Source organism: Pseudonocardia sp. (genome assembly GCF_050246655.1).
Taxonomy (GTDB): Bacteria; Actinomycetota; Actinomycetes; order Mycobacteriales; family Pseudonocardiaceae; genus Pseudonocardia.
Genome location: NZ_JBFWVQ010000050.1, coordinates 1 through 25,380, shown reverse-complemented (window position 1 = coordinate 25,380; position 25,380 = coordinate 1). Strand labels below are relative to the sequence as shown.

The window sequence follows — 25,380 nt, the reverse complement described above, 5'->3', positions numbered from 1 at the left end:
CCAGCGCGTGCTCATCGCCCGGGCGCTGGCGCGACGGGCCCGAGATCCTCGACCTCGTGGCACGGCTCGGGTTGGCCACAGCTCGGGTTGGCCACAGCTCGGGTTGGCCACAGCTCGGGTTGGCCACGGTCGCCGTACTGCACGACCGCGACATGGCCGCCCACGCATGCCACAGGGTGCCGCTGCTCGACGCGTGGCCGCCTCGGCCACCAGGCCCCCAGGAACGCCCACTGTGCACACCTGCGCGTCAACCCGGGCGCACGACCGTTCCAATCTCCTGCTAATGACAATCGTTATCGTCTAGAGTGAGCCGTAGTCGAGGGAGGAGGGCCACGTGGGCTCACACGCACTGCGCACGCCGCTCGTCGTCGTCGCGGGCGGCACGGCACCGGCCGCCGCGATCGGCGTCGAGCGGGTGATCGGACGGATCCGCGCCGAGGAGCCGGGCACGGCCGTGGTGCACCACGACCTGCGCGACGTGCGCAACGGCGTCGTGCACCGGCGGCTGCGCTTCGGGACCGCCGACGAGCGGCGGATCCTCACGCTCGCCCACGGGTGCGTGTCCTGCACGCTGCGCGAGGACGTGCTGCCGCTGATGCGCGAGCTCGGGCGGCGACCCGAGGTACGCCGGATCGTGCTGCACCTCGACCCGGCCCTCGATCCGGAGTCCGCGTGCTGGGCGGTCCGCCACGTCGCCGTCGACGGCCGCCCCGTCACCGACACCGTGGACCTGCGCGGCGTCGTCACCGCCCTCGATCCGGGCTCCTGGCTCGACGACGCCACGGGCGACCGGGGGCTCGCCCGCGCCGGCCTCGCGGACCTGCCCGACGAGGAGCGCACGCTCGCCCAGCTCGTCGTCGCCCAGGCCGAGTTCGCCGACGTCCTCCTTCTCGCAGGGCCCGCCGAGCCCTGGGAGCTCGCGCGCACCACGGCCGTGCTCGCCCGGCTCAACCCGCGCGCGCAGCGGGTGCTCACCCCCGGTCGCGAGGTGCTGCTCGACGCGCTCCCGCCCGGGGCCCGCCGCGGCCGCGCCGCCGGACCCCACGACCCGCTGCTCGCCGGCGAGCCACCGCTCGAACCCGCCGCGGGCGTGCAGCTCGTGACGTTCACCGCGCGCCGGCCGTTCCACCCGGACCGGCTGCACGCCGCCGTCGACGTCCTGCTCGACGGGGTCGTGCGCGCCCGGGGCCGGATCTGGCTCGCCACCCGCCCCGACACCGTGCTGTGGCTGGAGTCCGCGGGCGGCGGGCTGGAGATCGGGCGGTCCGGGCAGTGGCTGGCCGCGGGCGGGTGGGAGGCGGCCACCCCCGAGCGCCTCGCCGAGGCGAACCTGCGCTGGCACCCGCGCTGGGGCGACCGTGTCCAGGAGCTCGCGATCCTCGTCCACGACGGCGATCCCGCCACGATCAAGGCCGCCCTGCGCGCCGCGCTGCTCGACGACGGCGAGGTCGCTGCGGGCGACGACGCCTGGCGGGCGCTGCCCGACCCCTTCGGCCGCCACCACACCGATCCCTGCGGGGACATCGCGCCCGCACCCGCGATCCCTCGTGACGACCCGACCCGCGAGGAGTGGAACTGATGGCCGTCCCGAAGCGGCGCACGTCGCGCGCCGGCGGACCGGCGAGCGGGCGGGTGCCCACCGCCACCGGACACGTCCTGGTGGTGTGCGGCACCGGACCGTGCGACGACCGGATGCTGGCCCACACCGTTGACGCACTGAGCGGGGTCGTGCGCGGCGGACGGCACAGCATCCTCGTGCGCTCGGGCTGCACCGCGGGCCCCGTGGCGTGCCTGGTGCGCGGGCGCGGGCCGATGGTCGCCGTCCAGCCGTGCGACGCGCACCAGCGCCCGGCGGGCCCGGCGACGCGGGTGGGTCCGCTGCGCAGCGTGGCGGACGTCGACGCGCTCGTCACCTGGCTGCGCGACGGCACGGGTCGGCTGCCGGACCACCTGCTCGCCGTTCAGCACACGCTGAACGCCGCGACGCGCAACTGACGCACCCTCGACGCCGCAGAGCGGGCCCGCTTCGCGACCCGCTGCTGCGCGGGCGCCCGGCCGTGGCCGGCGAGTCGCGACCTAGGAGACGCGCCGCCGCCGCGCCACGTCCGCGAGCACCACGCCCGCCGCGACCGACGCGTTGAGCGACTCCACCGTCGCCGCCATCGGGATCGACACCGTGACGTCGCAGGTCTGGCGCACCAGCCGGGACAGACCCTTGCCCTCCGAGCCGATGACCAGGACCAACGGGTCGGATGCCAGCTCGAAGTCGTCCAGGGACACGCTGCCGTCCGCGTCCAGCCCGGCGATCATGTACCCCGCGGTGGCGTACTCGCGCAGCGTGCGGGTGAGGTTCACCGCGCGCGCGACCGGCACCCGCGCCGCCGTGCCCGCGGACGTCCGCCACGCGACGGCCGTCATCCCGGCGGCACGCCGCTGCGGGACGACGACGCCGTGCCCCCCGAAGGCCCCGACCGAGCGGACGACGGCGCCGAGGTTGCGCGGATCGGTGACCCCGTCCAGGGCGACGATCAGGCCGGGCTCGCCGGCATCCGCGGCGATCTCCAACAGCTCGTCCGGGTGCGCGTACGCGTACGGGGGCACGACGAGCGCGACACCCTGGTGCAGCGCCCCGCCGGCGAGCTTGTCCAGCTCGCCGCGCGGCACCTCGAGGATCGCCACCCCCCCGTCCGCCGCCAGATGCACGGCCTCGGCGACCCGTTCGTCCGACGTCGCCCCGACCACGACGTGCAGCGCCGTGGCCGGCACGCCCGCCCGAAGGCACTCGACGACGGGGTTGCGGCCCAGCACCGTCTCGGGGGTCTCGCCGTCCCCGGGGCGGCGGCGGTTGCCCGCCACCCTCGACCGGTCCGAGCGCGCGGCCGCCTTCTTGGACGCCGCGGCGGCCCGCTTCTGCGCCGGGTGCCCGGTGCGCATCTCCGCGGGCGGCGTGGGCCCCTTGCCCTTGAGCGCGCGCCGCCGCTGCCCGCCGGAACCGACGACCATGCCCTTCTTGGTGCCGTCCTTGCGCACGGCTCCGCGGCGCTTCGAGTTGCCGGCCACTGTGCTGTCCTAACCGTCCTTCAACGACCACGTCGGGCCGTCGGGCGAGTCCTCGACGGCGATACCGGCGGCGGTGAGCCGGTCGCGCACGGCGTCGGCCGCGGCGAAGTCCCGCCGAGCGCGGGCCTCGGCCCGCTGCGACAGCAGATCCTCGACGAGCGCCCCGAGCGCGCCGATCGCGGCGGACGAGCGGTCGTCCGCGCCGGAGACCCACTGCGCGTCCAGGGGATCGAGGCCGAGCACGCCCGTCATCGCGCGCACCGAGCCGGCCGCGCCGAGCGCCGCCGCCCGGTCGCCCGCGTCGAGGGCGACGTTGCCCTCGCGCACGGCGCCGTGGATCGCGGCGAGCGCGCCCGGTGTGCCGAGGTCGTCGTCCATCGCCGCGGCGAACTCCGCGCACACCACCCTCGGCTCCGGTGTGCCGAGCCGCTCCCGCACCCGGTGCACGAACGACTCGATGCGCCGGTAGGCAGCCACCGACTCCTGCAGCGCCGCCTCGGAGAACTCGATCGTCGACCGGTAGTGCGGGCCGACCAGGTAGTACCGCAGCTCGACGGCGCGCACGCGCTGGAGCACGGCACTGATCGTGAGCGTGTTGCCCAGCGACTTCGACATCTTCTCGCCGCTCATGGTGACCAGCGCGTTGTGCAGCCAGTAGCGGGCGAACCCGTCCTTCGCGGCGCGGGACTGCGCCTGCTCGTTCTCGTGGTGCGGGAAGATCAGGTCCAGCCCGCCGCCGTGGATGTCGAACTCCGGGCCGAGGTAGAACGTCGCCATCGCCGAGCACTCCAGGTGCCATCCCGGGCGGCCCGGACCCCACGGCGTGGGCCAGGACGGCTCGCCCGGCTTGGCCGCCTTCCACAGCGTGAAGTCCCGCTGGTCGCGCTTGCCCGCGAGCGTGCCCTCGCCCTGCACCATCTCCTCGACCCGCTGGCCGGACAGCGCCCCGTACTCGGGGTAGGTGCCCACCGCGAAGTAGACGTCGCCGTCGGCGGCGTAGGCGTGGCCGCTGTCGATGAGCCGGTACATCAGCTCGATCATCTGCGGGACGTGCCCGGTGGCGCGCGGCTCGATCGCGGGCGGGAGGCAGCCCAGAGCGGCGTACGCGGCGGTGAACGCCCGCTCGTGCGTGGCCGCCCACTCCCACCACGGGCGGCCCGCCTCGGCCGCCTTGACGAGGATCTTGTCGTCGATGTCGGTGACGTTGCGGACGAGCGTGACGTCCAGGCCCTGGTAGGCGAACCAGCGGGCGAGCACGTCGTAGTTCAGACCGGAGCGGACGTGTCCGATGTGGGGAAGGCCCTGGACGGTGGCGCCACAGACGTACATCGACACGCTTCCACTGCGCAGCGGGACGAACTCCCGCAGGCTTCTCGTGGCGGTGTCGAACAGGCGCATGAACCAAGGGTACGGACCTGCGTCACACCCGATCCGGGAGGTTCCCATTCCGTCAAGCCACGGCGGCGCGGCGCGGGCAGGGTGGTCGCCATGAGCGACATCACCGAGCTGTACCCCCGCCTCGTCGTCGACGGTGCCGACGCCGCGATCGGCTTCTACCGCGCCGCGTTCGGCGCCGAGCTCCTGGAGCGCTACACCGGCCCCGACGGTCGAGTCGTGCACGCGATGCTCGCCGCGGGCCCCGCGCGCTGGGCCGTCAAGGACGCCGACGGCTACGACCCGGGTCCGGCCGGCGGCGGCGTTCCGGTGATCCTGGCGCTGTACGTGGCGGACGCGGACGCGGTGGCGGCGCGGATGGTCGACGGCGGCGGAACCGTCGTCTTCCCGGTGGCCGACCACCCGTACGGCGAGCGCGGCGGACGGCTGGCCGACCCGTTCGGGCACCTGTGGATGATCGCCCAGCGCACCGAGAACCTGACGTCCGACGAGATCCAGTCCCGGACGGACGCGATGTTCGAGGCGTAGTGACCCGCCCGCACCCCGCACTCCCGCCCCTCCGCCCCTCCGCCCCTCCGCCCCTCCGCCCCTCCGCCCCTCCGCCCCACCGCGCGAACGGCACGTACGGGAAGACCTATTTCCCGTACGTGCCGTTCGCGCGGGCTTGTGCGGCGGCCCTCGTGCGGCGGCCCGGGCGGCAACCGCAGCCGCGACCCGGCGACCTCAGGCCGGAACGATCAGCGCCGTCGCGACCGCCGCGATCCCCTCGCCGCGCCCGGTGAGCCCGAGCCCGTCCGTCGTGGTGCCGGAGACCGCCACCGGCCCCCCGACGGCCGCGGACAGCACCTCCTGAGCCTGCGCGCGGCGCGTCCCGATGCGCGGGTGGTTGCCGATGACCTGCACGGCGGCGTTGCCGACCGCCCAACCGTCCTCGGCGAGCAGGCGGCGCACCTCGCCCAGCAGGGCCACCCCGCTGGCGCCCTTCCACTCCGTGCGCCCCGTGCCGAAGATCGCGCCGAGATCACCGAGCCCCGCAGCGGACAGCAGGGCGTCGCAGAGCGCGTGCGCGGCGACGTCGCCGTCCGAATGCCCCGAGCAGCCGTGCACTCCCTCCCAGAGCAGGCCGGCCATCCAGCACGGACGGCCCGGCTCGACGGGGTGCACGTCCGTGCCGATCCCGACCCTCACGCGATCACCCCGTCCAGGACCATCGCGGCGAGCTCGAGATCCCACTCCGAACGGATCGCGAACGCGGCGGGATCGCCGGCCACGGTCTGCACCGGCTCCCCCGCGGCGGCCCGGGACGCCACGAGATCGAGCGCCCCGGACGGCAGCGCGGGCCCGCAGGCCCGGAAGGCCACCGGTGACTGCACCAGGCGCAACGTGGCACGCTCGGGCCCGGCGTACAGCACCCCGTCCGCGACGCGTTTCACCGTGTCCGTGAGCCGCAGCACCGGCACCGCCGCGGGTGCGCCCGCCCACACGGCGTCCACCACCGCGCGGGCGAGAGACGGCGGAGCGAGCGGGCGGATCGCCTCGTGCAGCACCACGACGTCGCCGTCCGCGACCCCGCCCTGCACCCGGACCGGCAGCCCGGCGCACGCCTCCAGCGCCGGCCCGAGCACCTCGGGCGGGCCGAGCAGCCCGACCTCGGCCGCGACGGCCGTCAGTGTCCGCACGGCACGCACGACGGCGGGTAGGCCACCGATCGGGACGAGGTCGTACGGGCCGTCCCCGACCACGACGACCGCCACGAGCACGCCGGACGGCACGGAGCCGATCGGGTGACGCATCGCGGGGGCCGAGCGGGCGGGGAGCCGGAGGGGCCTCAGGAGGCGGTGGCGAGCACCTCGTCGAGCAGGACCTCGGCCCGCTCCTCGTCGGTGCCCTCGGCGAGCGCCAGCTCGCTCACGAGGATCTGACGGGCCTTGGCGAGCATGCGCTTCTCGCCTGCGGACAGGCCGCGGTCCTTCTCGCGCCGCCACAGGTCACGGACCACCTCGGCGACCTTGTTGACGTCTCCTGATGCGAGTTTCTCCAGGTTCGCCTTGTAGCGGCGCGACCAGTTCGTGGGCTCCTCGGTGTGCGGGGCGCGCAGCACCTCGAACACCCGATCGAGCCCCTCCTGACCAACCACGTCACGGACGCCGACGACCTCGGCGTTCTCGGCGGGAACACGCACCGTGAGATCCCCCTGAGCGACCTTCAGGACGAGGTACTTGCGCTCCTCGCCCTTGATCGTCCGGGTCTCGATGGCCTCGATGAGAGCGGCACCGTGGTGCGGGTAGACGACGGTCTCTCCGACCTTGAAAACCATGTGTCCTCTGCCCCTTTCGCTGCTTCGAGGTTAGCACGGGCAGGAAGTCCGCCGCCGCCGACCCGCACTGTCGTCGCAGGTCACGGGGTTGACAACGGGATGGAAACGTGCAGGGGAGACCATGTGGAGCAGCACCCGCGAGCACTTACTAGGCTTCGCGCAGGTCGGGTCGGTGTCGCCCGCCGGGTCCACCGCCCTCGGAGGGGAGTTCCAGCCGTGAGCCGCATCGAGCGCAGCCGTCCGAACCGCATCGCGAAGGGGATCGCGGCGGCCGCCGCAGCCCTGCTCCTCGCCGGATGCGGGGCAGGTCAGCTCACCGGGACGAGCACGCAGGGTAGTTCCTCCGGAGGGGCCAACGGCTCCGCCGGGAACATCCTCGTCCGGGACGCCGAGATCGAGTTCGGCACCGCCGCACCCGCAGCGGTCGTCTTCCCCGCGGGGGCGTCCGCACCGCTGATGATGCACATCGTCAACCAGGGCTACGCGGCGGACACGCTGGTCTCCGCGTCGAGCCCGATCGCATCGTCCGTGCAGGTCGGCGGCGCGACAGAGCTCCCGGGCGGGCAGGCGCTGCTGGTCGGCACGGCGCCGGAGCTGCTGCCCGGCACGCAGGCCACGCAGCTCACCCTGGTGGGGCTGACCGAACCCGTCCGCGCCGGGCTCACCTACCCGGTCGAGCTCACGTTCCGTGACGCGGGCCGGATCAGCCTGAACGTTCCGGTCGCGAACCCGGCCACGCCGCGCGAGCCCGCCACCGAATGACGCCGGCGCCGTGACGAAGCCCGCGGCCCGCTCCCGGGCACGCGCCGCGTACCGCTGCGCCGAGTGCGGGCACACCAGCGCGCAGTGGGTCGGCCGCTGCCCCGCGTGCCAGGGCTGGGGGACGCTCGCGGAGACCGCCGCACCGTCGCCCGCGCGCGGGCGCGTCGCCGCCGGTGCGCCCGCCACCCCGGCCCGCCCCATCGGGGCCGTGGAGCTGGACGCGGCTCGCGCTCGCCCGACCGGGGTCACCGAGCTGGACCGCGTGCTCGGGGGCGGCCTCGTCCCGGGCGCCGTTGTGCTGCTCGCGGGTGAGCCCGGTGTGGGAAAGTCGACACTTCTGCTCGACGTCGCACGCCGAGTGGCGCAGGACCGCCGGGTCCTCTACGTCACAGGTGAGGAGTCGGCCGGGCAGGTGCGGCTGCGCGCCGAGCGCACCGGTGCGGTCTGCGACGATCTCTACCTGGCCGCGGAGTCCGATCTCGCCGCGATCATCGGTCACGTCGACGCCGTCGTCCCCGAGCTGCTCGTCGTGGACTCGGTGCAGACGATGTCGAGCCCCGAGGCCGACGGTGCCCCCGGCGGGGTCACGCAGACCCGGGCCGTCACGATCGGGCTCACCGCCATGGCCAAGGAGCGCGGGCTGCCGGTGCTGGTCGTCGGGCACGTCACCAAGGACGGCGCCATCGCGGGCCCGCGGGTGCTGGAGCACCTCGTGGATGTCGTGCTCGCGTTCGAGGGCGACAAGCACTCCACGCTGCGGATGGTGCGCGGGGTGAAGAACCGCTTCGGCCCCGCGGACGAGGTGGGCTGCTTCGAGCTCCGGGACACCGGCATCGTCGGGATGCCCGATCCGTCCGGGCTCTTCCTGGCGCGTTTCGGCGGCCCGCCCGTGCCGGGCACGGCCGTCACGGTCGTGCTGGACGGCCGCCGCCCGCTGCCCGCCGAGGTGCAGGCGCTCGTCGCGGGCAAGGACATCCCGTCGCCGCGGCGCGCCGTCAGCGGCCTGGACACCGCACGCGTCGCGATGATCCTCGCCGTGCTCGAGCGCCGCGCCGGGGTGCGGCTGCACGACGCGGAGGTCTACGCGGCGACGGTCGGCGGGATGCGGGTGGCCGAGCCCGCTGCCGATCTGGCGCTGGCGATGGCGATCACCTCCGCGCGCCGCGACGTCGCGCTGCCCGCCGATCTCGTGGTGCTCGGCGAGATCGGGCTGGCGGGCGAGGTACGCCGGGTCGCCGGGGTGGACCGGCGGCTCGCGGAGGCGGCGCGCCTGGGGTTCGGCGCCGCGCTCGTCCCTCCGGGCTGCGGCGAGGGCGGACCGGCAGGGATGACGGTGCGCGAGGTGAGCGACGTCGCCGCGCTCATCGCGGCCGTGCGTTAGGGAAGGCGCTTGAACGGCACCGGCTCGCTGTAGACGTCGTCGAGGCGGGTGACGAGCTTGTAGTCCCCCGGCGGCACCTGGACCCGTTCCTCGGTGCAGCCGGGGTTCGAGGACTTCCCGTTCCACGGCGCCCGGAAGCCGAGCGGCTGGTTGGGCTGCAGCGTCCGCAGGTCCAGCGTGGACGGGTTCTCGCAGTCGTTGCTGGACCACACCTGGGTCTTGAGGTCGCCAGTGACGATCATGACCTCCTGCCGCGCGGGATCCAGATCCCGGACGCACGGCTGCGCGGTGGTGTCCGTGACCACCAGCCGCAGCACGATCTGCTGGCCGAGGCGGTGCTCGGGCTGGTCAATCTCCGCCGTCAGCTTGATCATCTGGTCGGTACACTCCGGTGGCCCGGCCGGTACGGGCGCGGCGACGGGCTCGGCGGGCGGGGGCGGCGGGAGCTCCGGCTCGCCACTCCCGGGCTCGCCGCCACCGATGACCAGCACCAGCAGCAGGACGACGACACCGACGGCCAGTGCGCCCAACCCGGCCGCCCACCGCCGCCGCCGGTACACGACGGCGGGCAACGGACCCACCGGCTCCCACACGCCACGCACCGTAACCGGGGAGACCCACCCGGCCCCGCCGACACACCACGCTTGCCCCCACCTGAGGAAGCGCGTAGGAATCGGGGCGTGATGGGCGCGCTGCTCGAGGCCTTCTGGCCCAGCCGTCGCGTCGTGCAGTTCGACGAGTTCTGTCGGTCGGTCGCGTAGCGCATCCGCGCTCCACCCCGCGGCCCCGCTGTGCGGCCTCACCGCGCCCGCTACTCGTCCACCTTCCCGGAGCCCCCATGTCCATCACGGACGAACTGCTCGCCAACAACGCCCGCTACGCCGAGACCTTCACCGGCCCGCTTCCCCTGCCGCCCTCCAAGGGCGTCGCCGTCGTGGCCTGCATGGACGCCCGCCTCGACGTCTACCGTGTCCTCGGCCTGAACGATGGCGAGGCGCACGTCATCCGCAACGCCGGCGGCGTCGTGACCGACGACGAGATCCGCTCGCTCGCGATCAGCCAGCGCCTGCTCGGCACCTCCGAGATCATCCTCATCCACCACACGGACTGCGGGATGCTCACCTTCACCGACGACGAGTTCAAGAGGTCGATCCAGGACGAGACCGGCATCAAGCCCGAGTGGGCCGCGGAGGCCTTCCCGGACCCCGCCGAGGACGTCCGCCAGTCCATCGCCCGGATCCGCGCGAACCCGTTCGTCCCGAAGAAGGACTCGATCCGCGGGTTCGTCTTCGACGTCGCGACCGGGAAGCTCGACGAGGTCGTCTGAGCGCGATCGGCCGTCGTCGGGGCGAACGGCCCTTTCGGGAAGTAGGTCTTCCCCAACGGGCCGTTCGCTCGCCGGGTGGCAACGCCGAGCCGGGTGGGAGCCGTCCTCGGCGCCGGGCCCTGGCACGATCGGACCCCGTGTCCACCCTCGCCCGGGCCGTCCTCGACTGGTATCCCACCGCCGCCCGCGACCTGCCCTGGCGGCGCCGGGACACCACACCCTGGGGCGTGCTCGTCAGCGAGTTCATGCTGCAGCAGACGCCCGTGGCGCGCGTGGAACCCGTGTGGCACGAGTGGTTGGCCCGCTGGCCGCTGCCGTCGTCGCTGGCTGCGGCATCCCGCGCGGACGTCCTGCGGGCGTGGGGGAAGCTCGGCTACCCGCGCCGCGCGCTGCGGTTGCACGAGGCCGCCCGCGTGATCGCGACGGAGCACGGCGACGTCGTGCCCCGCGACATCGACGTCCTCGAGTCGCTCCCCGGAATCGGCTCGTACACCGCGCGTGCGGTCGCCTGCTTCGGCTACGGCGAGCGCTGCCCCGTCGTCGACACCAACGTGCGACGGGTCGTCGCCCGCGCCGTCCACGGCCGCGGCGACGCCGGGCCCGTCAGAACGGCCGCGGACCTCGCCGACGTCGACGCGCTGCTGCCCGCGGACCGCGCCCGCGCCGCCGTCGTCTCGGCCGGCTTGATGGAGCTGGGCGCTGTCGTCTGCACCGCCCGCGCCCCCCGGTGCGGCACGTGCCCCGCGTCCTGCGCATGCGCGTGGGTGACGGCAGGCCGGCCCTCCTACGAGGGCCCGCGTCGGGCGGTGCAGGGCTTCGCGGGCACGGACCGGCAGGTCCGCGGCCTGTTGCTGGACGTCCTGCGCGCCGCGGACGATCCCGTGCAGCGCTCCGCCCTTGACCTCACCTGGCCCGACGCCGCCCAGCGCGACCGCTGCCTGGGCTCCCTTCTGGTCGACGGGCTCGTCGAGCAGCTCGACGACGGCCGCTTCGCGCTTCCCGCGTGACCCCGCGTGACCCCGCCCCGCGAGTTGCCGGTCTCCTCCGCGCGAGTTGCGCGTTTCATCAGGCCGTGTCGTGGAATCCGCAGCGCCGACCCGTTCCGGGGAGGGTCGACGTGGCCCACGTGATCCGCTTCCGCCTCGACGACGCCGCGTGCGCACGACTCGTGGCCCTGCGCGAGCGCGCCGCCACCGCGACCGCGGCATGCACCGCCGACGGTGCGTCCGACGGCGCGGCGGTACGTGCGGGCGGGCGATCGGACGCGGGCTGGCCCGCGGTCGTCGTCGCCGCCGCCACCGCCGTCCCACCCCCGGCGCGGGCCGCGCTCGCCGCCGAGCTGCGGCTGCTGCGGCTCCCGTCGCTGTGGCTCGCCACCCTGGGTGCCCCCGCCGGGCGGCCGGATCACCTCGTGCTTGCGGCCGTCGTCGACACCGAGGTGCTCGCCGTGCACGCCGCCGTGCACGACGCGCTCGCCGGGCGGGTGCGCGGACCCGTCGCCGAGCACCTGCCCGGCTCCTGGCTGCCGCACTGCGTGCTCGCCATCGGCGACGCCGCGACGACGGCCGCGGCCTTCGCCCGCCTGCACCCGGTCGAGGCCGTGCGGGCACGGGTGACGGGCGTGGAGGTCCACGACACCGTCACCGGCGCGACCGAGCCGATCTAGCCGCCGTCGGGCGGCGTCTGGCCTGTGTCGCCCTCGCCGTTGTCCCCGGCGGGCGGGTTCTCGCCGTCCCCGGGCTGCTGCTCGTCGGGCAGGTTGTCGGCAGGCGGGTTGTCGGCAGGCGGGTTGTCAGCCGGCGGGTTGTCGGCAGGCGGCACCTCCGCCGGAGGTTCGTCGGGCGGCGGCACGTCGACCGGCGGCACCGCAGGCGGGGGCACCTCGACCGGCGGCTCGGTCGACGGTGGCACGGCCGCCGGCACCGCGGCGGGGTCGAACGGGCGCCCGCCGTCGTTACCGGGCGGGTTGTAGTTGCACACCCAGCTGGCCGAGGTGGCCCCTGGCTGCGGGCTGTCCGGGGTGAGCGCCTTGCCGCACCCGAGCTCGGTCGTCGTGGACCACACCACCTGCGTGAAGTGCCCGCAGACGGTCCCGGCGACGCAGCTGTTGGTCGCGACGTCGTAGTTCGGCTCCTCGCCACCCCAGAAACCCATCGGATCCGCCGGGGTGGACGTGAACGTAGCCGGATCGCAGCAGCTCCAGTTCCCGAAGACGTTCTCGCCGTAGCGGTTGGGCACACGGTGAGGCTGCTGCTCACCGGCCGCCCGCTGGTTCGCCCAGTCCTGCGCGCAGGACGCGAGCGTCGCGTCCCACGTGAGCGGCGGGGCGCCGTACTTGGCGCGCAGCGCGTTGTGCAGGTCCAGCATCTCCTGCTGCTCCTGCGGGGTGACCAGCGTGGCCACCTCGGCCGAGTCGCACACCGCCTGCGCCCTGGCCGGCACCACCTCCGGCTCCGCCCAGGCAACGCCCGCGGAGATCCCGACGACCACCAGTGCCGCCACCAGCACGCTCGTGAACCGCAGGCGTGTCCCCGCGTAGAGGCCCATGCCGATCCCCCGTCGCCGCTCCCGCGTGTCCACGCAGGACGGAGCACCTTCGACGATAGGTACCGGTGGGTCTCGCACCTAGCCCCGAACAGCCCAAACGGGCCGAGCGGCAGCCCCGCCGGCTAGCGCGGGCCGCCCTGGTTCTCGGGCGTCGCGGTGACGGTGGCGGACGGCAGCAGCACCTCCTGGCCCTCCGTGAGCCCCGACCTCACCTCGGTGCGGTCGTCACCCTGCAGGCCCGCCTCGAACGGCACCTGCACCGGGTTCTCGTCCGGACCGGGCACGTTCACGAAGGTCTGCCCGCCCTGGCGGATCACCGCGGAGTTGGGCACGGACAGCACGTTCTGCACCGACTCGGTGATCACGTTCGCCTCGGCGGTCTGCCGGTCGCGCAGCCGGTCGTCGGTCTCGGTGAGCTGCACCGTGACGTAGTAGTTCGTGACGCCCGAGATCGCGGTGCCGCTCGGGGCGACCGCGAGAACGGTGCCGGCGCGCACCAGGTCCGGGATCGCGTCGAAGGTCACCTCGACGTTCTGGCCCGGCCGCACCTGCGCCGCATCCGACTCCTCGAACGGCACGACCACCTGGAACGAGTTCACGTCGCCCAGCACGATGAAGTTCGACCCGCCCGGCGCGCTGACGTTCACCGCACCCGAGGCGTCCGAGGCTCCCACGCCGGACTGCACGCCCGGGATCGCGGCGTCGCTGCCCGGCGCCAACGGGGTGGTCGACGTTCCGGAGTTGAGGAACTCGCCAAGCGCGCCGTTGATCGCCGTGACCGTGCCGCCGATCGGGGCGAGGAGCGTGCGGTTGTCGAGGTCCTGCTGCGCGATCGTCACCTGCACCGCTGCGTTGCGCACGGCGGCCTGCTGGGCGGCGATGTCGGCGGGGTTGTTGCGCTGCGCGGTGTCGAGGTTGTTCTCGGCCTGGACGACGCTGCGCTGCGCGTTGGCGACGGAGATCTCACCCTGGGTGCGGGTGACGTCCTCCTGCTTCCTCGCGTTCGAGAGGTTGGTCTTGGCGTTGACGACCGCGGTCTTGGCCTGGCTCACGGCCTGATCGCGCTGGGTGCAGTCCTGCCCGCCGGATCCGCTGCCCTGGTTGTTGGTGCGAGCGTTGTTGCCGACCGCCATGGACGGGCTGGCAGACGTGGTGGTGGCCCCGTTGCCGGTGGGTGTGCACGGGGTCTGCCGCGCCTGGTCCAGCGCCCGCTCCGCGTCCTGCAGCTGCTTCTCCGCGCTGAAGACGGCCTTCTCGGCCTGCTCGTTCGCCGCGTCCGCATTGGCCTCCGTGGCGTCCAGGACCTCCTGCGCCGCCGCGAGATCCCGCTGCGCCTGCTCGACGGTGTTCCCGTTGACGATCTTGTTCAGCTGCGCCTGCTGCTGGGCGAGCTGCGCCAGCGCCTGGTTGAGCGCCTGCTGGGCGGCGAACGGGTCCAGCCGGGCGAGCAACTGCCCCGGCGCGACGACGTCGCCGACCTTGACGGCCAGCTCGGTGATCTGGCCGCCCTGGGAGAACCCGATGTTCTGCGCCTGCACCGCCGAGAGCGCCCCGGACGCCGAGACGGCCACCGCGACGGTGTCGCGTTCGACGCGCGCCGTGGGCGGCGGCGCCATCTCCATGCCGCACGCCACCATGCCGCTCGCCGCCAGCACGACGAGCGTTCCTGCGGTGATCCACCTCTTGGCCGCGGCCGGCGGGACGAGTGTCCACTCCATGTGCGTGCCTTTCCTAGCGTGTCGCGCCGTCCGGTCGGGGGAGCCGTCCGGCGCTGGTGGGGAGCTGTTACTGGTAGCGCAGGGCTTCGATGGGGCGAAGCTTGGCCGCGCGGTTGGCCGGGTAGCCGCCCGCGACGAGCCCGATGACGAGACTGATCGTGAAGGCGATCACGACCGAGTCGAGGGACACGGAAGGTGGCGGGAAGTCGGGGATCGCCGCCGGGAGGATCGCCGCAGCGGCGAGGGACAGGCCCACGCCGAGGACGATGCCGATCACGCCGCCGAGAGCGGCGAGCACGATCGACTCGATGAGGAACTGCCGCAGGATCGCGCTGCGGGTCGCGCCGATCGCCTTGCGGATCCCGATCTCGCGGGTCCGTTCGGTGACCGACACCAGCATGATGTTGGCGACGCCGATGCCGCCGACGATCAGTGAGATGGCCGCGATGGCGACCGTGAAGATGCTCAGGAACGACAGGAACTGATTGGCCTCGTCGAGCAGGCTCTGCAGCGCGCGGGCGTCGAAGTCGCGCTTGGCGGGGTCGCGGATGTTGTGGCGATCCGACAGGATCGTGTTGACCTGCTCCAGCGCTGCGGGCACCGCAGCCACGCTGGTGGCCTTCACGATGATCGAGCCGACCTCGTCCCCACCGCCCACGAGGTAGCTGCGGGCCGCGCCCATCGGCATGACGACGACGTTGTCCTGCTGCCCGTTGGGCGCGAGGACGCCGATGACGCGGAAGTTCGTGCGTCCGATGCGGATGTCCTGGCCGAGCGCGGCGCCGGCCTGGCCCGCGAACAGGTTGGCGACCGGGTTGGGCCCCAGGACGACGACCTTCGCGCGGCTGCGCTCCTCGGCCTCGGTGAAGAACCGTCCGACGACGAGGTCGCGGTTCTGCACCTCGAGGTAGTCCGCGGTGGAGCCCTCGACGCTGGTGCGGAACTGGCCGCTGCCCGCCTCGAGCAGCGCGGTGCCGTTGACGACGGGCGTGACGCTCTCGATGTCCGGCGCGGCGCGGCGGTCCCGCAGGGCGTCGACGTCGTCGTCGGTGAGGTCGCGGGCGACACCGCCGCCGGGGACGCTGCCCTGGGTCTTGGTGACCACGATCTGGGTGCCGAGCGCCCCGAAGGACTCGTTGAAACCGGACGTGATGCCGTTGCCGAGCGCGACGAGCACGATCACCGCGGTGACACCGATGACGATGCCGAGGGTGGTCAGCGCTGAGCGCAGGCGGTTGGCGCGCAGCGCGCTGAGCGCACTGCGCAACGCCTCCCGCAGGCTCACGCGGCCTCCCCGACCGTCCGGGACACCACCGCCGGACGCCCTCCTCTGCGAACGAGTAAGGCCTGCCTCACGACGCCGCCCGATCGTGTCGCACATCGCTGACGATCTTGCCGTCCATCAGCCGGATGACCCGCTTGGCGTACTCGGCGACGTCGTCCTCGTGCGTGATCAGCACGATCGTGCGGCCGGCCTCGTTCAGCTCGGCCATCAGCTTCATGATCTCGGTGGTCGATGCGGAGTCGAGGTTGCCGGTGGGCTCGTCGGCGAGGATCATCGCCGGATCCGTGACGAGCGCGCGGGCGACGGCCACGCGCTGCTGCTGCCCGCCGGAGAGCTCGTTGGGCTTGTGCCGGACGCGGTTGCCGAGGCCGACCTGCTCGAGCGCGCGCATCGCGCGTTCCCTCCGCGCGTGGACGCCGGCGTAGACCAGTGGGAGCTCGACGTTGCGGATCGCGCTGGTGCGCGGAATGAGGTTGTAGGACTGGAAGACGAAGCCGATCTTGTGGTTGCGGATCTCGGCGAGCTCGCGGTCCTTGAGCCGCCCCACGTCGACGCCGTCGAGGATGTACTGCCCGTCGGTCGGGGAGTCGAGGCAGCCGAGGATGTTCATCATCGTGCTCTTGCCGGAGCCGGACGGGCCCATGATCGCGACGAAGTCGCCCTCGTCGATCCGGAGATCGATACCGTTGAGCGCACGCACCTCGATGGTGCCGGCCTTGAAGACCTTCGTGACCCCGTGCAGCTCGATCATCGGGCGCGCAGCAGCGCGCGGCGGGTCCTTCTCCGTCACCGTGCGTTCCTGCATGAGTACGCTCCGTCCCCCACCCCACGGCCGACTTTACCGGCTCAACAGTTGTTGAGTTCCAGCAGGGTGGCCACGAGGATCTCTGGTGCGCCCGCGTGCAGCAGATGCCCCGTACCGGGTACGCACACGTGCCGGACGCATCGCTCGCCACCCCCGTTCGCGCAGGTGGAAGGCCCTCCGATCAGCTGTGCCATCCGTGCCGTCTGGCCGCGGGGCACGATCGACTCCTCCGCTTCCAGCAGCACCGTCGGGCAGCGGACGGACGCCAGCACGTCCCAGTGGGCCAATCTCGCCCACTCCCCCGCGATCTCGGCGACGTGGGCGATGCGCGAGAGCAGGTGGTAGCCGTCCGCGCGCTCCTCGACGCACTCGGTCATGTAGTCCGCGACGGCTCCCTCGCCGAACGCCTCCCGCACCGCCGCCAGCGCCGGGAAGGGCTGGCGCACCGCCTCGAACCACGCGCGGGCCGCCGCGGCGTCGCGACCGCGGAAGTCGACGCCCATGTCCTCCACGACCAGGCCACGTACCAGGTCCGGGCGGCGCGCGGCGAGGACGAGCCCGTGCAGCCCTCCCATGGAATGCCCGGCGACCAGCGCAGGGCCCGCGCCGAGCTGCTCCAGCACGTCCGCGGCGTCGGCGGCGAGGCGTCGCGTCGTCCACGGGCCGCACGCCTGCGACCGACCGTGGCCGCGCGCGTCGAAACCGACGACGCGCGCGTGTGTGACGAGCCGGCGCGCGATCGGCCACCACGTCGTGGCGCGCCCCATGAGACCGTGCATCAGCAGGATCGGCGGGCCCTGGCCGCCGAACTCGACCACCGCGAGGTACACCCCGTCGGAGGTCCGCACCGAGCGCCGCCCCTCCACGCGCGGCAACCTAGCGACTCCGCCGCAACGGCGCGCGCGGAATCGCCGGGGTGGGCGGCGTCTACAGTCGAGGCCATGGCCGTCGTGAAGATCAATGCCATCGAGGTCCCCGAGGGCGCGGGCCCGGAGCTCGAGAAGCGGTTCGCCAACCGGCTGCACGCCGTGGACGGGCAGCCGGGCTTCCTCTCGTTCGAGCTGCTGCGGCCCGTTGCCGGCGAGAACCGCTACTTCGTCGTCACGCACTGGGAGAGCGACGAGGCGTTCCAGGCGTGGCTCGCCGGCCCGGCGATGACCGCGCACTCGGGCGAGCGCGCGCGGCCGGTGGCGTCGGGGTCGTCGCTGCTGGAGTTCGAGGTGGTCCAGTCCTCCCCCTAACCGCCTGACCACGCCCGCGAGTTGCGCATTTCGCGGCCGCGAGTTGCGCATCTCATCAGCCCGAGGTGCGCGATCCGTCAGCGTGGCGCGGACTCCGGGTGCTCGTCGAGCTGGTCCGGGATGCCGTCGTCGTCGCTGTCAGCCAGGAGCGGGTCCGGGCACCCGGCCCGGACGGCCTCCAACTGGGCGGCGAGCGCGACCCCCGCGAGCAGGGCGACACCGGTGACGTTCGCCCACAGCAGCAGAGCCATGACCGCCGCGAGCGGGCCGTAGGTGTCGCCGAGGTCGGCGAACACGACGTAGAGCGCAAGTAGCCCGGAGATCGCGAGCCACGCGAGCACCGTCAGCGCGGCGCCGACGGCGAGCCAGCTCAGGCCGGGCTGGCGGCGCCGTGGCGCGTAGCGCATCAGCGCCGTCACGGCGACGACGAGCGCCAGCATGCCCAGCGGCCACCGCACGACGTCCCATGCGGTCTCGGCAGCGTCCCCCCAGCGGTAGACCTGCTCGATCGCCTCGCCGAACGGCTCACCCGCCACGATCAACAACAGCCCCGCGACGAGCGACACCCCGGCCGTCGCGGTGAGCAGGGCCGCCGATCCGTACTTGCGCAGCGCGGGCCGGTCGCGCTTCGTGCCGTAGATCCGGTTGGCACCCCGCTCCAGCTGCGCGAACGCCGATGTCGCCGCGAGGAACGCCGTCACCAGGCCCACCGCGACGACGATCTCGGCCCGCTCGCTGCCCTCGTCGCTCGTGCCCGAGTCCACGACGTCCCGGACGAGCTGGTCGCTGCTGCCCGGCGAGATCGCCACCACCGTGCGTGCCACGACCTCCGCGAACGACTCCGCGCCGAGCGCCGACGCGAGACCCGCCCCGGCGATGATGAACGGCACGACAGCGAGCGCGAGCTGCATCGCGAAGGCACGGGCGTGGCTGAACCCGTCGCCGAAGCGGAACCGGACGAACGCCGTCCGCAGGAGGGTGCGCAGGCCCCAGCGGCGCGCGGTGTGCCAGGCGTCGTCGGCCGAGAGCTCCTCCCCGCCCATCAGCACCGTCTCCGGGACGGGGCACACCGAGCTCACCCCTGGACGGTACCGGCGCGGGGCGTTGGCGGCCGGGCCCGCGCACGTCCCCCGCGAGTTCCGCATCTCGTCAGGTCGTGTTGCCGGTTCGCCAGGGCCGAACACCCGCAGGATCGGCAAGTCGGCCTGATGGATTTCGCAACTCGCGGCCGCGAGATGCGCAACTCGCGGGCGTCAGCGGGGGCAGCGGGGGCAGCGGGGTCGCGGGAGCAGCGGCGTCAGCGGCCCGGCCCGCGCAGCCCGAAGATCAGCTTCTCGTCGCCGGGGACGAACGTGCCGTACCTCTGGGAGGCGTCCCCGATCTCGCGGTTGCGCCGCAGCAGGTCCCGGCCGAGGGCGAGCTGCCTGCGCTCCCACTCCGGCAGCGCCACGTCGACGTCGCCGCCCGCCGCCACGAGGCTCGCGGCCAGCTCCCAGCCGTCCGCCGCCGCCTTCGCGGTGCCTGCGGCGGCATGCGGACGGACCGCGAACGCGGCGTCCCCGATCAGGCACATGCGCCCGTGCGCCATCCGCGGCACCTCGATGTCGTAGACGACCTGCACGAACGGCTCCGGGACCGCCGTGAGCACCTCGGCGATCACGGGCGCGAGCAGCTCGGCGGCGTCGGCTCGCAGGCGCCGCACCTCGTCGTCGCGGGCTGCGCCCGGCGGGAGCGACACCTGCCGCAGCGTGCCGGTGCGGTCCGTCATGAGCGCGTCGAGGTCGGTGACGTTGCGGTACCAGACGACGTTCGTGAGCCGCTTCCCCGGCTCCAGCGAGCCGTCGGGGCCGGGGATCGGGTAGACGAGCACGTGGCTGTCGGCGAGCACCTGGTAGGTGATCGCGTCCGAGAGCCGGTCGAACGTCGCCGGGCGCAGCTCCGTCTCGGGCAGGGTGCCGCGCCAGGCGACGTAGCCCGAGTAGGTCGGGGTGACCTCCGGCAGCAGCCGCGCTCGCGCCGCCGAGCCGATGCCGTCCGCGCAGACGACCAGGTCCGCGCGCACCCGCTCGCCGGTGCCGAGCGTGAGCACCCCGTCGCCCGCGATGTCGGTGACCTCGCAGCCCAGCCGGTAGCGGTGGGCGGGCAGCTCGGCCAGCAGGGCGCGGTAGATCGTGTTCCACGACGAGAACCGGTACGGGTGGTCACGCTCGTGCACGACCCCGCCGGAGCGGTCCAGGAAGCGGATCCACCGGGTGGTCGAGCACAGCTTGTCCGGGTCGGTGTCGGTGCGCTCGGCGAACCAGCGCACCGTCTCGTCCAGGACCGCGATCCCCGCGCCCCGCGCCTCCAGCGCGGACGCCGAGCGCTCGTACACCGTGACGTCGCAGCCGACGTCGGCGAGCACCAGCGCGGCCGTCAGGCCGCCCAGGGAGCCGCCGACGACCGCGACGCTCGGCATCAGCACGGCATGGCCATCGGGTCAGGGGCGGCCGAAGGTGGCGATCGAGTCGACGGCCAGCTCGAACAGCACCCGGCGCTCGTCGATCGACGGGTCACGCAGCCCGTACGGCGGCTCGTTGCCGGTGTACTTGACCCAGATCTTGTCCAGCTGCGCCGTGACCCGCGGGCCCTCGAGGGGGTCGTCCTCGGAGACCTCGCGGCGGACCGTCGCCTTGATCGACATCCAGTGGTAGGCGTTGGCCGGGTTCATCAGGGCGAACGTGGCTTGCGAGTTCAGCCGCAGCCACTCCACCTTCTTCCGGTGCGTGGCGAGGTTCAGCAGGATCGTGTCGCCCTCGTAGTCGAACCACACGGGCGTCAGGTTCGGGCGACCGTCCTTGCCCATCACGGCGACGATCGCCGTGACCGGCTCGTCGATCAGCTGCTTGTAGGTCGGGTCGAGATCGCTGAGGGAGCTGAGGGAGCCGTGACTACCGATGGTGAACTGCCCCGGCTGCAGCCCGTCCGCGACATCGAGGAAGCGGGCGACGTTGATGGCCATAGTTGGTTAGCGTAGGCACGTGTCGGTGGACGTGGAACCGGTTGCCGCGGCGATCACCGGTGTGGCGGAAGGCCTGCTCCACGGGGGCGTACGCCGTATCTTCGGGATGCCGGGCGGGGGTCCGAACCTCGCGCTGCTCGGTGCCGCGGGCGAACTCGGCATCCCGTTCACGCTGTGTCACGGCGAGACTGCCGCGTGCATCGCCGCGGGCGCCTTCGGGTTGGTGAGCGGGGCGCCCGGGGTCGCGCTCGTCACCCGTGGGCCGGGGCTCGCGAACGCCGTCAACGGCCTCGCGCAGGCCACCTTGGACCGGGCGCCCCTGTTGCTGCTCGCGGACTGCGTGCCCGCCGCCGAGCGTGACCGCGTCGCCCACCAGCGGCTCGACCAGGTCGGTGTCACCGCGCCCGTCACGCGCTGGAGCGGGACGGCCGGGCGGGTCGGCACCGCCGCGACGGTCGCCGCCGCCGTCGCCCTCGCCGCGGGCCCGCCCGCCGGGGCCGTCCACCTCGACGTGGACGCCGCCACCCTCGGTGACACGCCACCGCCGCCCGCCGCACCGCCCGGCATCGACCCGACGGCGCTGGCCGCCGCCGTCGATCTCGTGCGCGGGGCACGGCGGCCGGTCGTGATCGTGGGCGTCGAGGGCGTGGCCGCGGGCCCGCTGCTCACCGGCACGGGGATCCCCGTCCTCACCACATACCAGGCGGCCGGGGCCGTCCCCGGGGAGGCCGCCGAGTGCGCCGGCCTGTTCACCAACGCCGCCACCGAACGACCCCTGCTGGAGGCGGCGGACGTGATCGTCGGGGTCGGGATCGACCCGATCGAGCCGGGGCCCGCCGCGTGGCGCCACGCGGCGCCGACCGTGCTGCTCGCGCCCCTGCCCACCGACCCGGCCTACGTCGGGGCCGCCACCCGGGTCGACACCGGGCCGCGCACCGAGACGCTGCCGGCGCTGCTCGCAGCGCTGGACCCGGCCTGGGCACCGGACGCGGGCGCGCGGCACCGCGCCGACACCCTCACCGCCCTCGACGAGGACGGGCTGGAGCGTCCCGGACTGCGGCCCGTCGATCTCGTCCGCGCCGTGCACGCCTGGGCCCCGGACGCCCGGCTCACCGTGGACGCGGGCGCCCACATGCTCGCCGCCATGCCGTTCTGGCCGGTCCCGCGCCCGCACGGGGTGCTCATCTCCAACGGCCTCGCCACCATGGGCTACGCGCTCCCCGCCGCGATCGGGGCGGCGCTCGCCCGCCCCGGCGAGCGGGTCGTCTGCCTCACCGGCGACGGCGGCCTCGGCATGGTGCTCGCCGAGCTGGAGACCATCGCCCGGCTCGACCTGCCCGTCACCGTCGTGGTGTTCGACGACGCCGCGCTCACGCTGATCGAGCTCAAGCAGTCCGCAGGCCAGGGCGGGGCGGGCGCCGTGCGCTACCGCGAGGTCGACTTCGCCGCCGTCGCCCGGGGCATGGGCGTTCCCGCCGCCGTCGCGGGGACCCCGGCCGAGGTGACGGCAGCGCTGCGCGCCTCGGGCCCCGGCCCGTTCCTCCTGGACGCCCGGATCGACCCCGCGAGCTACCGCCACCTCATCCGCGTGACGCGGGGCTGAACACCGGGTGCGGGTGGTGCGCCGCCTCCGCGGGCACCGACACGATCTCCCGCTCCGGCCAGCGCAGCGCCGAGAGCCTGCCCCCGAAGACGCAGCCGGTGTCCAGGCACAGCGTGTTGTTCACCCATTCCGCCTCGAGCACCGGCGTGTGCCCGTACACGACGGCGGCCCGGCCGCGGTAGTCGCGCGCCCACGGATAGCGGATCGGGTAGCCGTGTTCGTCCCGCTCACCCGTCGACCGGCCGTACAGGCTCAGCGCCCGCACCCGCGGCGACGAGTGGCCGTGGAAGCGCTCCGGAAGGCCCGCGTGGCTCACGATGAGCGCGCCGCCGTCCAGGACGAGGTGGGCCGGGAGCCCGTTCAGGAACTCCACGACCCGCGCCCCGAACTCGGACGGCTCGGCGGCCAGTTGCTCCAGCGTCCCGGCGAGGCTCGGTCCGATCCGCACGTCGTTGCCCGAGAGCGCCCGCCTCAGCTTGTCGTCGTGGTTGCCGGGCACGGCGAGTGCCGTGCCCGCTGCGACCATGCCCATGACCAGGCGCAACACGCCCGGGCTGTCCGGGCCGCGGTCCACGAGGTCGCCGACGAACACCGCGCGCCTGCCCTCCGGATGTGCGGCTGCGCGGTGGTCACGCCGGACTTCGTAGCCGAGCACCGCCAGGAGGGACTCCAGCTCGCCGCGGCAGCCGTGCACGTCCCCGATCACGTCGAACGGGCCGGCGATGATCGGCACCCGACCATCATCGCCCGCGCGGCCGCGACACGGTCGGCGATCCGCTCCGTGTCACACCCCGCGAGTTCCGCATCTCGTCAGGCCGTGTTGCGGGTTCCGTCATGACGGAACCCGCAACTCGCCACCGCAAGACCCGCAACTCGCCACCGCAAGACCCGCAACTCGCCACCGCAAGACCCGCAACTCGCGACCGCGAACGCGCAACTCGCCCGGGGCTCGAAACGGCGAACGGCCGGCCCGGGCGCACCCGGACCGGCCGTCTGCCGTGCCTGCTAGCGGGAGATCAGTCGTCCCCGGCACCCGCCAGGTCGACGGGCGGCGCGTCCGGCACCCCGACGGCCGGCTTCGGCTCGCCGCGGAAGACGAACTTCGCCCGGTCGTCCGAGGCGCGCGAGCCCGCCGGGGCGTCCGAGTCCGTCTCGACGTCCACGACGACGATCTGACCCGCCTGGACCTCGCCGAAGAGGATCTTCTCCGACAGCTGGTCCTCGATCTCGCGCTGGATCGTGCGGCGCAGCGGGCGAGCGCCCAGCACCGGGTCGAAGCCGCGCCGCGCGAGCAGCGACTTCGCCGCGGGGGTGAGCTCGATGGCCATGTCCTTGTTGGCCAGCTGCTTCTCCACGCGGGTGATCATCAGGTCCACCATCTCGACGATCTGCTCTTCGGTGAGCTGGTGGAACACGATCACGTCGTCGATCCGGTTGAGGAACTCGGGCCGGAAGTGCTTCTTGAGCTCGTCGTTGACCTTCGTCTTCATCCGCTCGTAGTTCGACTGCTCGTCGTTGCTCTGCGCGAAGCCGAGCCCGACGGCCTTCGAGATGTCCTGGGTGCCCAGGTTCGAGGTGAAGATGATGACGGTGTTCTTGAAGTCGACGGTGCGGCCCTGGCCGTCGGTGAGGCGGCCGTCCTCCAGCACCTGCAGGAGGGTGTTGTAGACCTCCTGGTGCGCCTTCTCGATCTCGTCGAACAGCACCACCGAGAACGGCTTGCGCCGCACCTTCTCGGTGAGCTGGCCACCCTCCTCGTAGCCCACGTACCCGGGCGGGGCACCGAACAGGCGCGAGGCGGTGTAGCGGTCGTGGAACTCGCCCATGTCGATCTGGATGAGCGCGTCGTCCTCGCCGAACAGGAAGTTCGCGAGCGCCTTCGAGAGCTCCGTCTTACCCACGCCGGACGGGCCGGCGAAGATGAACGAGCCGGACGGGCGCTTCGGGTCCTTCAGGCCGGCGCGGGTGCGGCGGATCGCCTGCGAGACCGCCTTGACGGCGTCCTCCTGGCCGATGATCCGCTTGTGCAGCTCCTCCTCCATGCGGAGCAGGCGCGTGGTCTCCTCCTCCGTCAGCTTGAAGACGGGGATGCCGGTCCAGTTCGCGAGCACCTCGGCGATCTGCTCGTCGTCGACCTCGGCCACGACGTCCAGGTCGCCGGACTTCCACTGCTTCTCGCGCTCGGCCTTGCCCGCGAGCAGCTGCTTCTCCTGGTCGCGCAGGTGCGCGGCCCGCTCGAAGTCCTGCGCGTCGATCGCGGACTCCTTGTCCCGGCGGACGTTCGCGATCTTCTCGTCGAACTCGCGCAGGTCCGGCGGCGCGGTCATGCGGCGGATGCGCATGCGCGCACCGGCCTCGTCGATGAGGTCGATCGCCTTGTCCGGCAGGTAGCGGTCCGAGATGTAGCGATCGGCCAGCGTGGCGGCCGAGACCAGCGCGTTGTCCGTGATGGTGACGCGGTGGTGGGCCTCGTAGCGGTCGCGCAGGCCCTTGAGGATCTCGATGGTGTGCGACACCGACGGCTCGCCGACCTGGATCGGCTGGAAGCGGCGCTCCAGCGCCGGGTCCTTCTCGACGTACTTGCGGTACTCGTCGAGCGTGGTGGCGCCGACCGTCTGCAGCTCGCCGCGGGCCAGCATCGGCTTGAGGATCGACGCGGCGTCGATCGCGCCCTCCGCCGCGCCCGCCCCGACGAGGGTGTGGATCTCGTCGATGAACAGGATGATGTCGCCGCGGGTGCGGATCTCCTTGAGCACCTTCTTCAGGCGCTCCTCGAAGTCGCCGCGGTAGCGGGAGCCCGCGACCAGCGACCCGAGGTCGAGCGTGTAGAGCTGCTTGTCCTTGAGCGTCTCGGGCACCTCGCCCTTGACGATGTCCTGCGCCAGCCCCTCGACGACGGCCGTCTTGCCGACGCCGGGCTCGCCGATGAGGACCGGGT

General features: G+C 73.5%; 25 protein-coding genes and 1 pseudogene. 10 read left to right on the top strand and 16 right to left on the bottom strand.

The annotated features are described in order from the left end of the window. Positions 1-334: 334 nt before the first annotated feature. Together mrf and AB7J25_RS17150 are read left to right on the top strand one after the other, a co-directional pair. Entirely contained in the window at positions 335-1,579 is a 1,245-nt protein-coding gene (gene mrf, locus AB7J25_RS17155) for a ribosome hibernation factor-recruiting GTPase MRF (protein WP_428510176.1), read from the top strand. Continuing rightward, on the top strand, positions 1,579-1,995 hold the full coding sequence (locus AB7J25_RS17150; RefSeq protein ID WP_428510174.1) for a hypothetical protein: 417 nt from the start codon (positions 1,579-1,581) through the stop codon (positions 1,993-1,995). The genes mrf and AB7J25_RS17150 overlap by 1 nt, the downstream gene beginning before the upstream one ends. Before the next feature lie 81 nt (positions 1,996-2,076). Here the strand turns inward: AB7J25_RS17150 and rlmB are convergent, their stop codons facing one another. Continuing rightward, entirely contained in the window at positions 2,077-3,060 is a 984-nt protein-coding gene (gene rlmB / locus AB7J25_RS17145) for a 23S rRNA (guanosine(2251)-2'-O)-methyltransferase RlmB (protein ID WP_428510173.1), read from the bottom strand. A 9-nt stretch (positions 3,061-3,069) separates the two neighbouring features. Beyond that, entirely contained in the window at positions 3,070-4,458 is a 1,389-nt protein-coding gene (cysS, locus tag AB7J25_RS17140; RefSeq protein WP_428510171.1) for a cysteine--tRNA ligase, read from the bottom strand. 90 nt (positions 4,459-4,548) lie between these two features. Between cysS and AB7J25_RS17135 the strand changes: the two genes are divergently transcribed. Beyond that, the gene (locus AB7J25_RS17135) at positions 4,549-4,983 is read left to right on the top strand and encodes a VOC family protein (RefSeq protein ID WP_428510169.1); all 435 of its coding nucleotides are present in this window, start codon (positions 4,549-4,551) and stop codon (positions 4,981-4,983) included. A gap of 195 nt (positions 4,984-5,178) precedes the next feature. Here the strand turns inward: AB7J25_RS17135 and ispF are convergent, their stop codons facing one another. Genes ispF through AB7J25_RS17120 form a run of 3 tightly spaced genes read right to left on the bottom strand, consistent with a single transcriptional unit; the run spans position 5,179 to position 6,772 of the window. Continuing rightward, complete coding sequence (gene ispF / locus AB7J25_RS17130; protein ID WP_428510167.1) at positions 5,179-5,643, bottom strand: 2-C-methyl-D-erythritol 2,4-cyclodiphosphate synthase; 465 nt, start codon at positions 5,641-5,643, stop codon at positions 5,179-5,181. Beyond that, positions 5,640-6,248 carry an IspD/TarI family cytidylyltransferase gene (locus tag AB7J25_RS17125; protein ID WP_428510165.1) on the bottom strand — a complete coding sequence of 203 codons (609 nt, stop codon included), beginning with the start codon at positions 6,246-6,248 and terminating at the stop codon, positions 5,640-5,642. Before AB7J25_RS17125 ends, ispF begins: the two co-directional genes overlap by 4 nt. 35 nt (positions 6,249-6,283) lie before the next feature. Further along, positions 6,284-6,772: a CarD family transcriptional regulator gene (locus AB7J25_RS17120; RefSeq protein WP_428510163.1), complete on the bottom strand. Its 489-nt coding sequence runs from the start codon at positions 6,770-6,772 to the stop codon at positions 6,284-6,286. Positions 6,773-6,988: 216 nt separating this feature from the next. On the opposite strand from AB7J25_RS17120, the gene AB7J25_RS17115 reads away from it, so the two are divergent. After that, positions 6,989-7,534, top strand: coding sequence for a copper chaperone PCu(A)C (locus AB7J25_RS17115; RefSeq protein ID WP_428510161.1), 546 nt, complete (start codon positions 6,989-6,991; stop codon positions 7,532-7,534). Between the two features lie 10 nt (positions 7,535-7,544). Then, positions 7,545-8,915, top strand: coding sequence for a DNA repair protein RadA (radA, locus tag AB7J25_RS17110; protein ID WP_428510159.1), 1,371 nt, complete (start codon positions 7,545-7,547; stop codon positions 8,913-8,915). Here the strand turns inward: radA and AB7J25_RS17105 are convergent. Continuing rightward, a complete protein-coding gene (locus AB7J25_RS17105; RefSeq protein WP_428510157.1) occupies positions 8,912-9,508 on the bottom strand; it encodes a hypothetical protein in 597 nt (198 codons plus the stop codon). The genes radA and AB7J25_RS17105 overlap by 4 nt on opposite strands. A gap of 245 nt (positions 9,509-9,753) precedes the next feature. Between AB7J25_RS17105 and AB7J25_RS17100 the strand changes: the two genes are divergently transcribed. The 3 genes from AB7J25_RS17100 (at position 9,754) to AB7J25_RS17090 (ending at position 11,908) form a co-directional block, all read left to right on the top strand. Continuing rightward, a complete protein-coding gene (locus tag AB7J25_RS17100) occupies positions 9,754-10,242 on the top strand; it encodes a beta-class carbonic anhydrase (protein ID WP_428510155.1) in 489 nt (162 codons plus the stop codon). Positions 10,243-10,379: 137 nt separating this feature from the next. Beyond that, positions 10,380-11,249 (top strand): A/G-specific adenine glycosylase, encoded by an 870-nt coding sequence (locus tag AB7J25_RS17095; protein ID WP_428510153.1) that lies wholly within the window; start codon positions 10,380-10,382, stop codon positions 11,247-11,249. Positions 11,250-11,359: 110 nt separating this feature from the next. Then, positions 11,360-11,908, top strand: a complete 549-nt coding sequence (locus tag AB7J25_RS17090) for a 2'-5' RNA ligase family protein (RefSeq protein ID WP_428510151.1) — start codon at positions 11,360-11,362, stop codon at positions 11,906-11,908. Here AB7J25_RS17090 and AB7J25_RS17085 read toward each other — a convergent pair. From AB7J25_RS17085 to AB7J25_RS17065, 5 genes are all read right to left on the bottom strand, one after another. Continuing rightward, entirely contained in the window at positions 11,905-12,822 is a 918-nt protein-coding gene (locus AB7J25_RS17085) for a CAP domain-containing protein (RefSeq protein WP_428510149.1), read from the bottom strand. The genes AB7J25_RS17090 and AB7J25_RS17085 overlap by 4 nt on opposite strands. Before the next feature lie 89 nt (positions 12,823-12,911). After that, positions 12,912-14,507, bottom strand: coding sequence for an efflux RND transporter periplasmic adaptor subunit (locus tag AB7J25_RS17080; protein WP_428510147.1), 1,596 nt, complete (start codon positions 14,505-14,507; stop codon positions 12,912-12,914). A 67-nt stretch (positions 14,508-14,574) separates the two neighbouring features. Next, positions 14,575-15,792, bottom strand: a complete 1,218-nt coding sequence (locus AB7J25_RS17075; protein ID WP_428510145.1) for an ABC transporter permease — start codon at positions 15,790-15,792, stop codon at positions 14,575-14,577. A gap of 67 nt (positions 15,793-15,859) precedes the next feature. Further along, on the bottom strand, positions 15,860-16,597 hold the full coding sequence (locus AB7J25_RS17070) for an ABC transporter ATP-binding protein (RefSeq protein ID WP_428510144.1): 738 nt from the start codon (positions 16,595-16,597) through the stop codon (positions 15,860-15,862). 41 nt (positions 16,598-16,638) lie between these two features. Beyond that, complete coding sequence (locus AB7J25_RS17065) at positions 16,639-17,463, bottom strand: alpha/beta fold hydrolase (protein WP_428510142.1); 825 nt, start codon at positions 17,461-17,463, stop codon at positions 16,639-16,641. Positions 17,464-17,538: 75 nt separating this feature from the next. Between AB7J25_RS17065 and AB7J25_RS17060 the strand changes: the two genes are divergently transcribed. Continuing rightward, positions 17,539-17,838 carry an antibiotic biosynthesis monooxygenase family protein gene (locus AB7J25_RS17060; protein ID WP_428510140.1) on the top strand — a complete coding sequence of 100 codons (300 nt, stop codon included), beginning with the start codon at positions 17,539-17,541 and terminating at the stop codon, positions 17,836-17,838. A gap of 77 nt (positions 17,839-17,915) precedes the next feature. Here AB7J25_RS17060 and AB7J25_RS17055 read toward each other — a convergent pair whose 3' ends face one another. The 3 genes from AB7J25_RS17055 to AB7J25_RS17045 form a co-directional block, all read right to left on the bottom strand. Further along, entirely contained in the window at positions 17,916-18,917 is a 1,002-nt protein-coding gene (locus AB7J25_RS17055) for a YihY/virulence factor BrkB family protein (protein WP_428510138.1), read from the bottom strand. Positions 18,918-19,135: 218 nt separating this feature from the next. Next, positions 19,136-20,296 carry an FAD-dependent monooxygenase gene (locus AB7J25_RS17050; RefSeq protein WP_428510136.1) on the bottom strand — a complete coding sequence of 387 codons (1,161 nt, stop codon included), beginning with the start codon at positions 20,294-20,296 and terminating at the stop codon, positions 19,136-19,138. Positions 20,297-20,317: 21 nt separating this feature from the next. Further along, on the bottom strand, positions 20,318-20,839 hold the full coding sequence (locus AB7J25_RS17045; RefSeq protein WP_428510134.1) for a pyridoxamine 5'-phosphate oxidase family protein: 522 nt from the start codon (positions 20,837-20,839) through the stop codon (positions 20,318-20,320). A gap of 19 nt (positions 20,840-20,858) precedes the next feature. On the opposite strand from AB7J25_RS17045, the gene AB7J25_RS17040 reads away from it, so the two are divergent. Further along, entirely contained in the window at positions 20,859-22,442 is a 1,584-nt protein-coding gene (locus tag AB7J25_RS17040) for a thiamine pyrophosphate-binding protein (protein ID WP_428510132.1), read from the top strand. Between the two features lie 28 nt (positions 22,443-22,470). Here the strand turns inward: AB7J25_RS17040 and AB7J25_RS17035 are convergent. Continuing rightward, a pseudogene (locus AB7J25_RS17035) lies at positions 22,471-23,166 on the bottom strand (metallophosphoesterase); the annotation flags it as partial. 292 nt (positions 23,167-23,458) lie between these two features. Beyond that, on the bottom strand, positions 23,459-25,380 hold a 1,922-nt coding region (locus AB7J25_RS17030; RefSeq protein WP_428510130.1), incomplete at its 5' end, for an ATP-dependent Clp protease ATP-binding subunit.

Excerpts from the sequence above, each read along its gene's own strand:
- AB7J25_RS17150 (WP_428510174.1), top strand. The coding sequence starts at position 1,579 with ATGGCCGTCCCGAAGCGGCGCACGTCGCGCGCCGGCGGACCGGCGAGC.
- cysS (WP_428510171.1), bottom strand. The coding sequence starts at position 4,458 with ATGCGCCTGTTCGACACCGCCACGAGAAGCCTGCGGGAGTTCGTCCCG.
- AB7J25_RS17135 (WP_428510169.1), top strand. The coding sequence starts at position 4,549 with ATGAGCGACATCACCGAGCTGTACCCCCGCCTCGTCGTCGACGGTGCC.
- AB7J25_RS17125 (WP_428510165.1), bottom strand. The coding sequence starts at position 6,248 with ATGCGTCACCCGATCGGCTCCGTGCCGTCCGGCGTGCTCGTGGCGGTC.
- AB7J25_RS17120 (WP_428510163.1), bottom strand. The coding sequence starts at position 6,772 with ATGGTTTTCAAGGTCGGAGAGACCGTCGTCTACCCGCACCACGGTGCC.
- AB7J25_RS17100 (WP_428510155.1), top strand. The coding sequence starts at position 9,754 with ATGTCCATCACGGACGAACTGCTCGCCAACAACGCCCGCTACGCCGAG.
- AB7J25_RS17080 (WP_428510147.1), bottom strand. The coding sequence starts at position 14,507 with ATGGAGTGGACACTCGTCCCGCCGGCCGCGGCCAAGAGGTGGATCACC.
- AB7J25_RS17070 (WP_428510144.1), bottom strand. The coding sequence starts at position 16,597 with ATGCAGGAACGCACGGTGACGGAGAAGGACCCGCCGCGCGCTGCTGCG.
- AB7J25_RS17060 (WP_428510140.1), top strand. The coding sequence starts at position 17,539 with ATGGCCGTCGTGAAGATCAATGCCATCGAGGTCCCCGAGGGCGCGGGC.
- AB7J25_RS17050 (WP_428510136.1), bottom strand. The coding sequence starts at position 20,296 with ATGCCGAGCGTCGCGGTCGTCGGCGGCTCCCTGGGCGGCCTGACGGCC.
- AB7J25_RS17045 (WP_428510134.1), bottom strand. The coding sequence starts at position 20,839 with ATGGCCATCAACGTCGCCCGCTTCCTCGATGTCGCGGACGGGCTGCAG.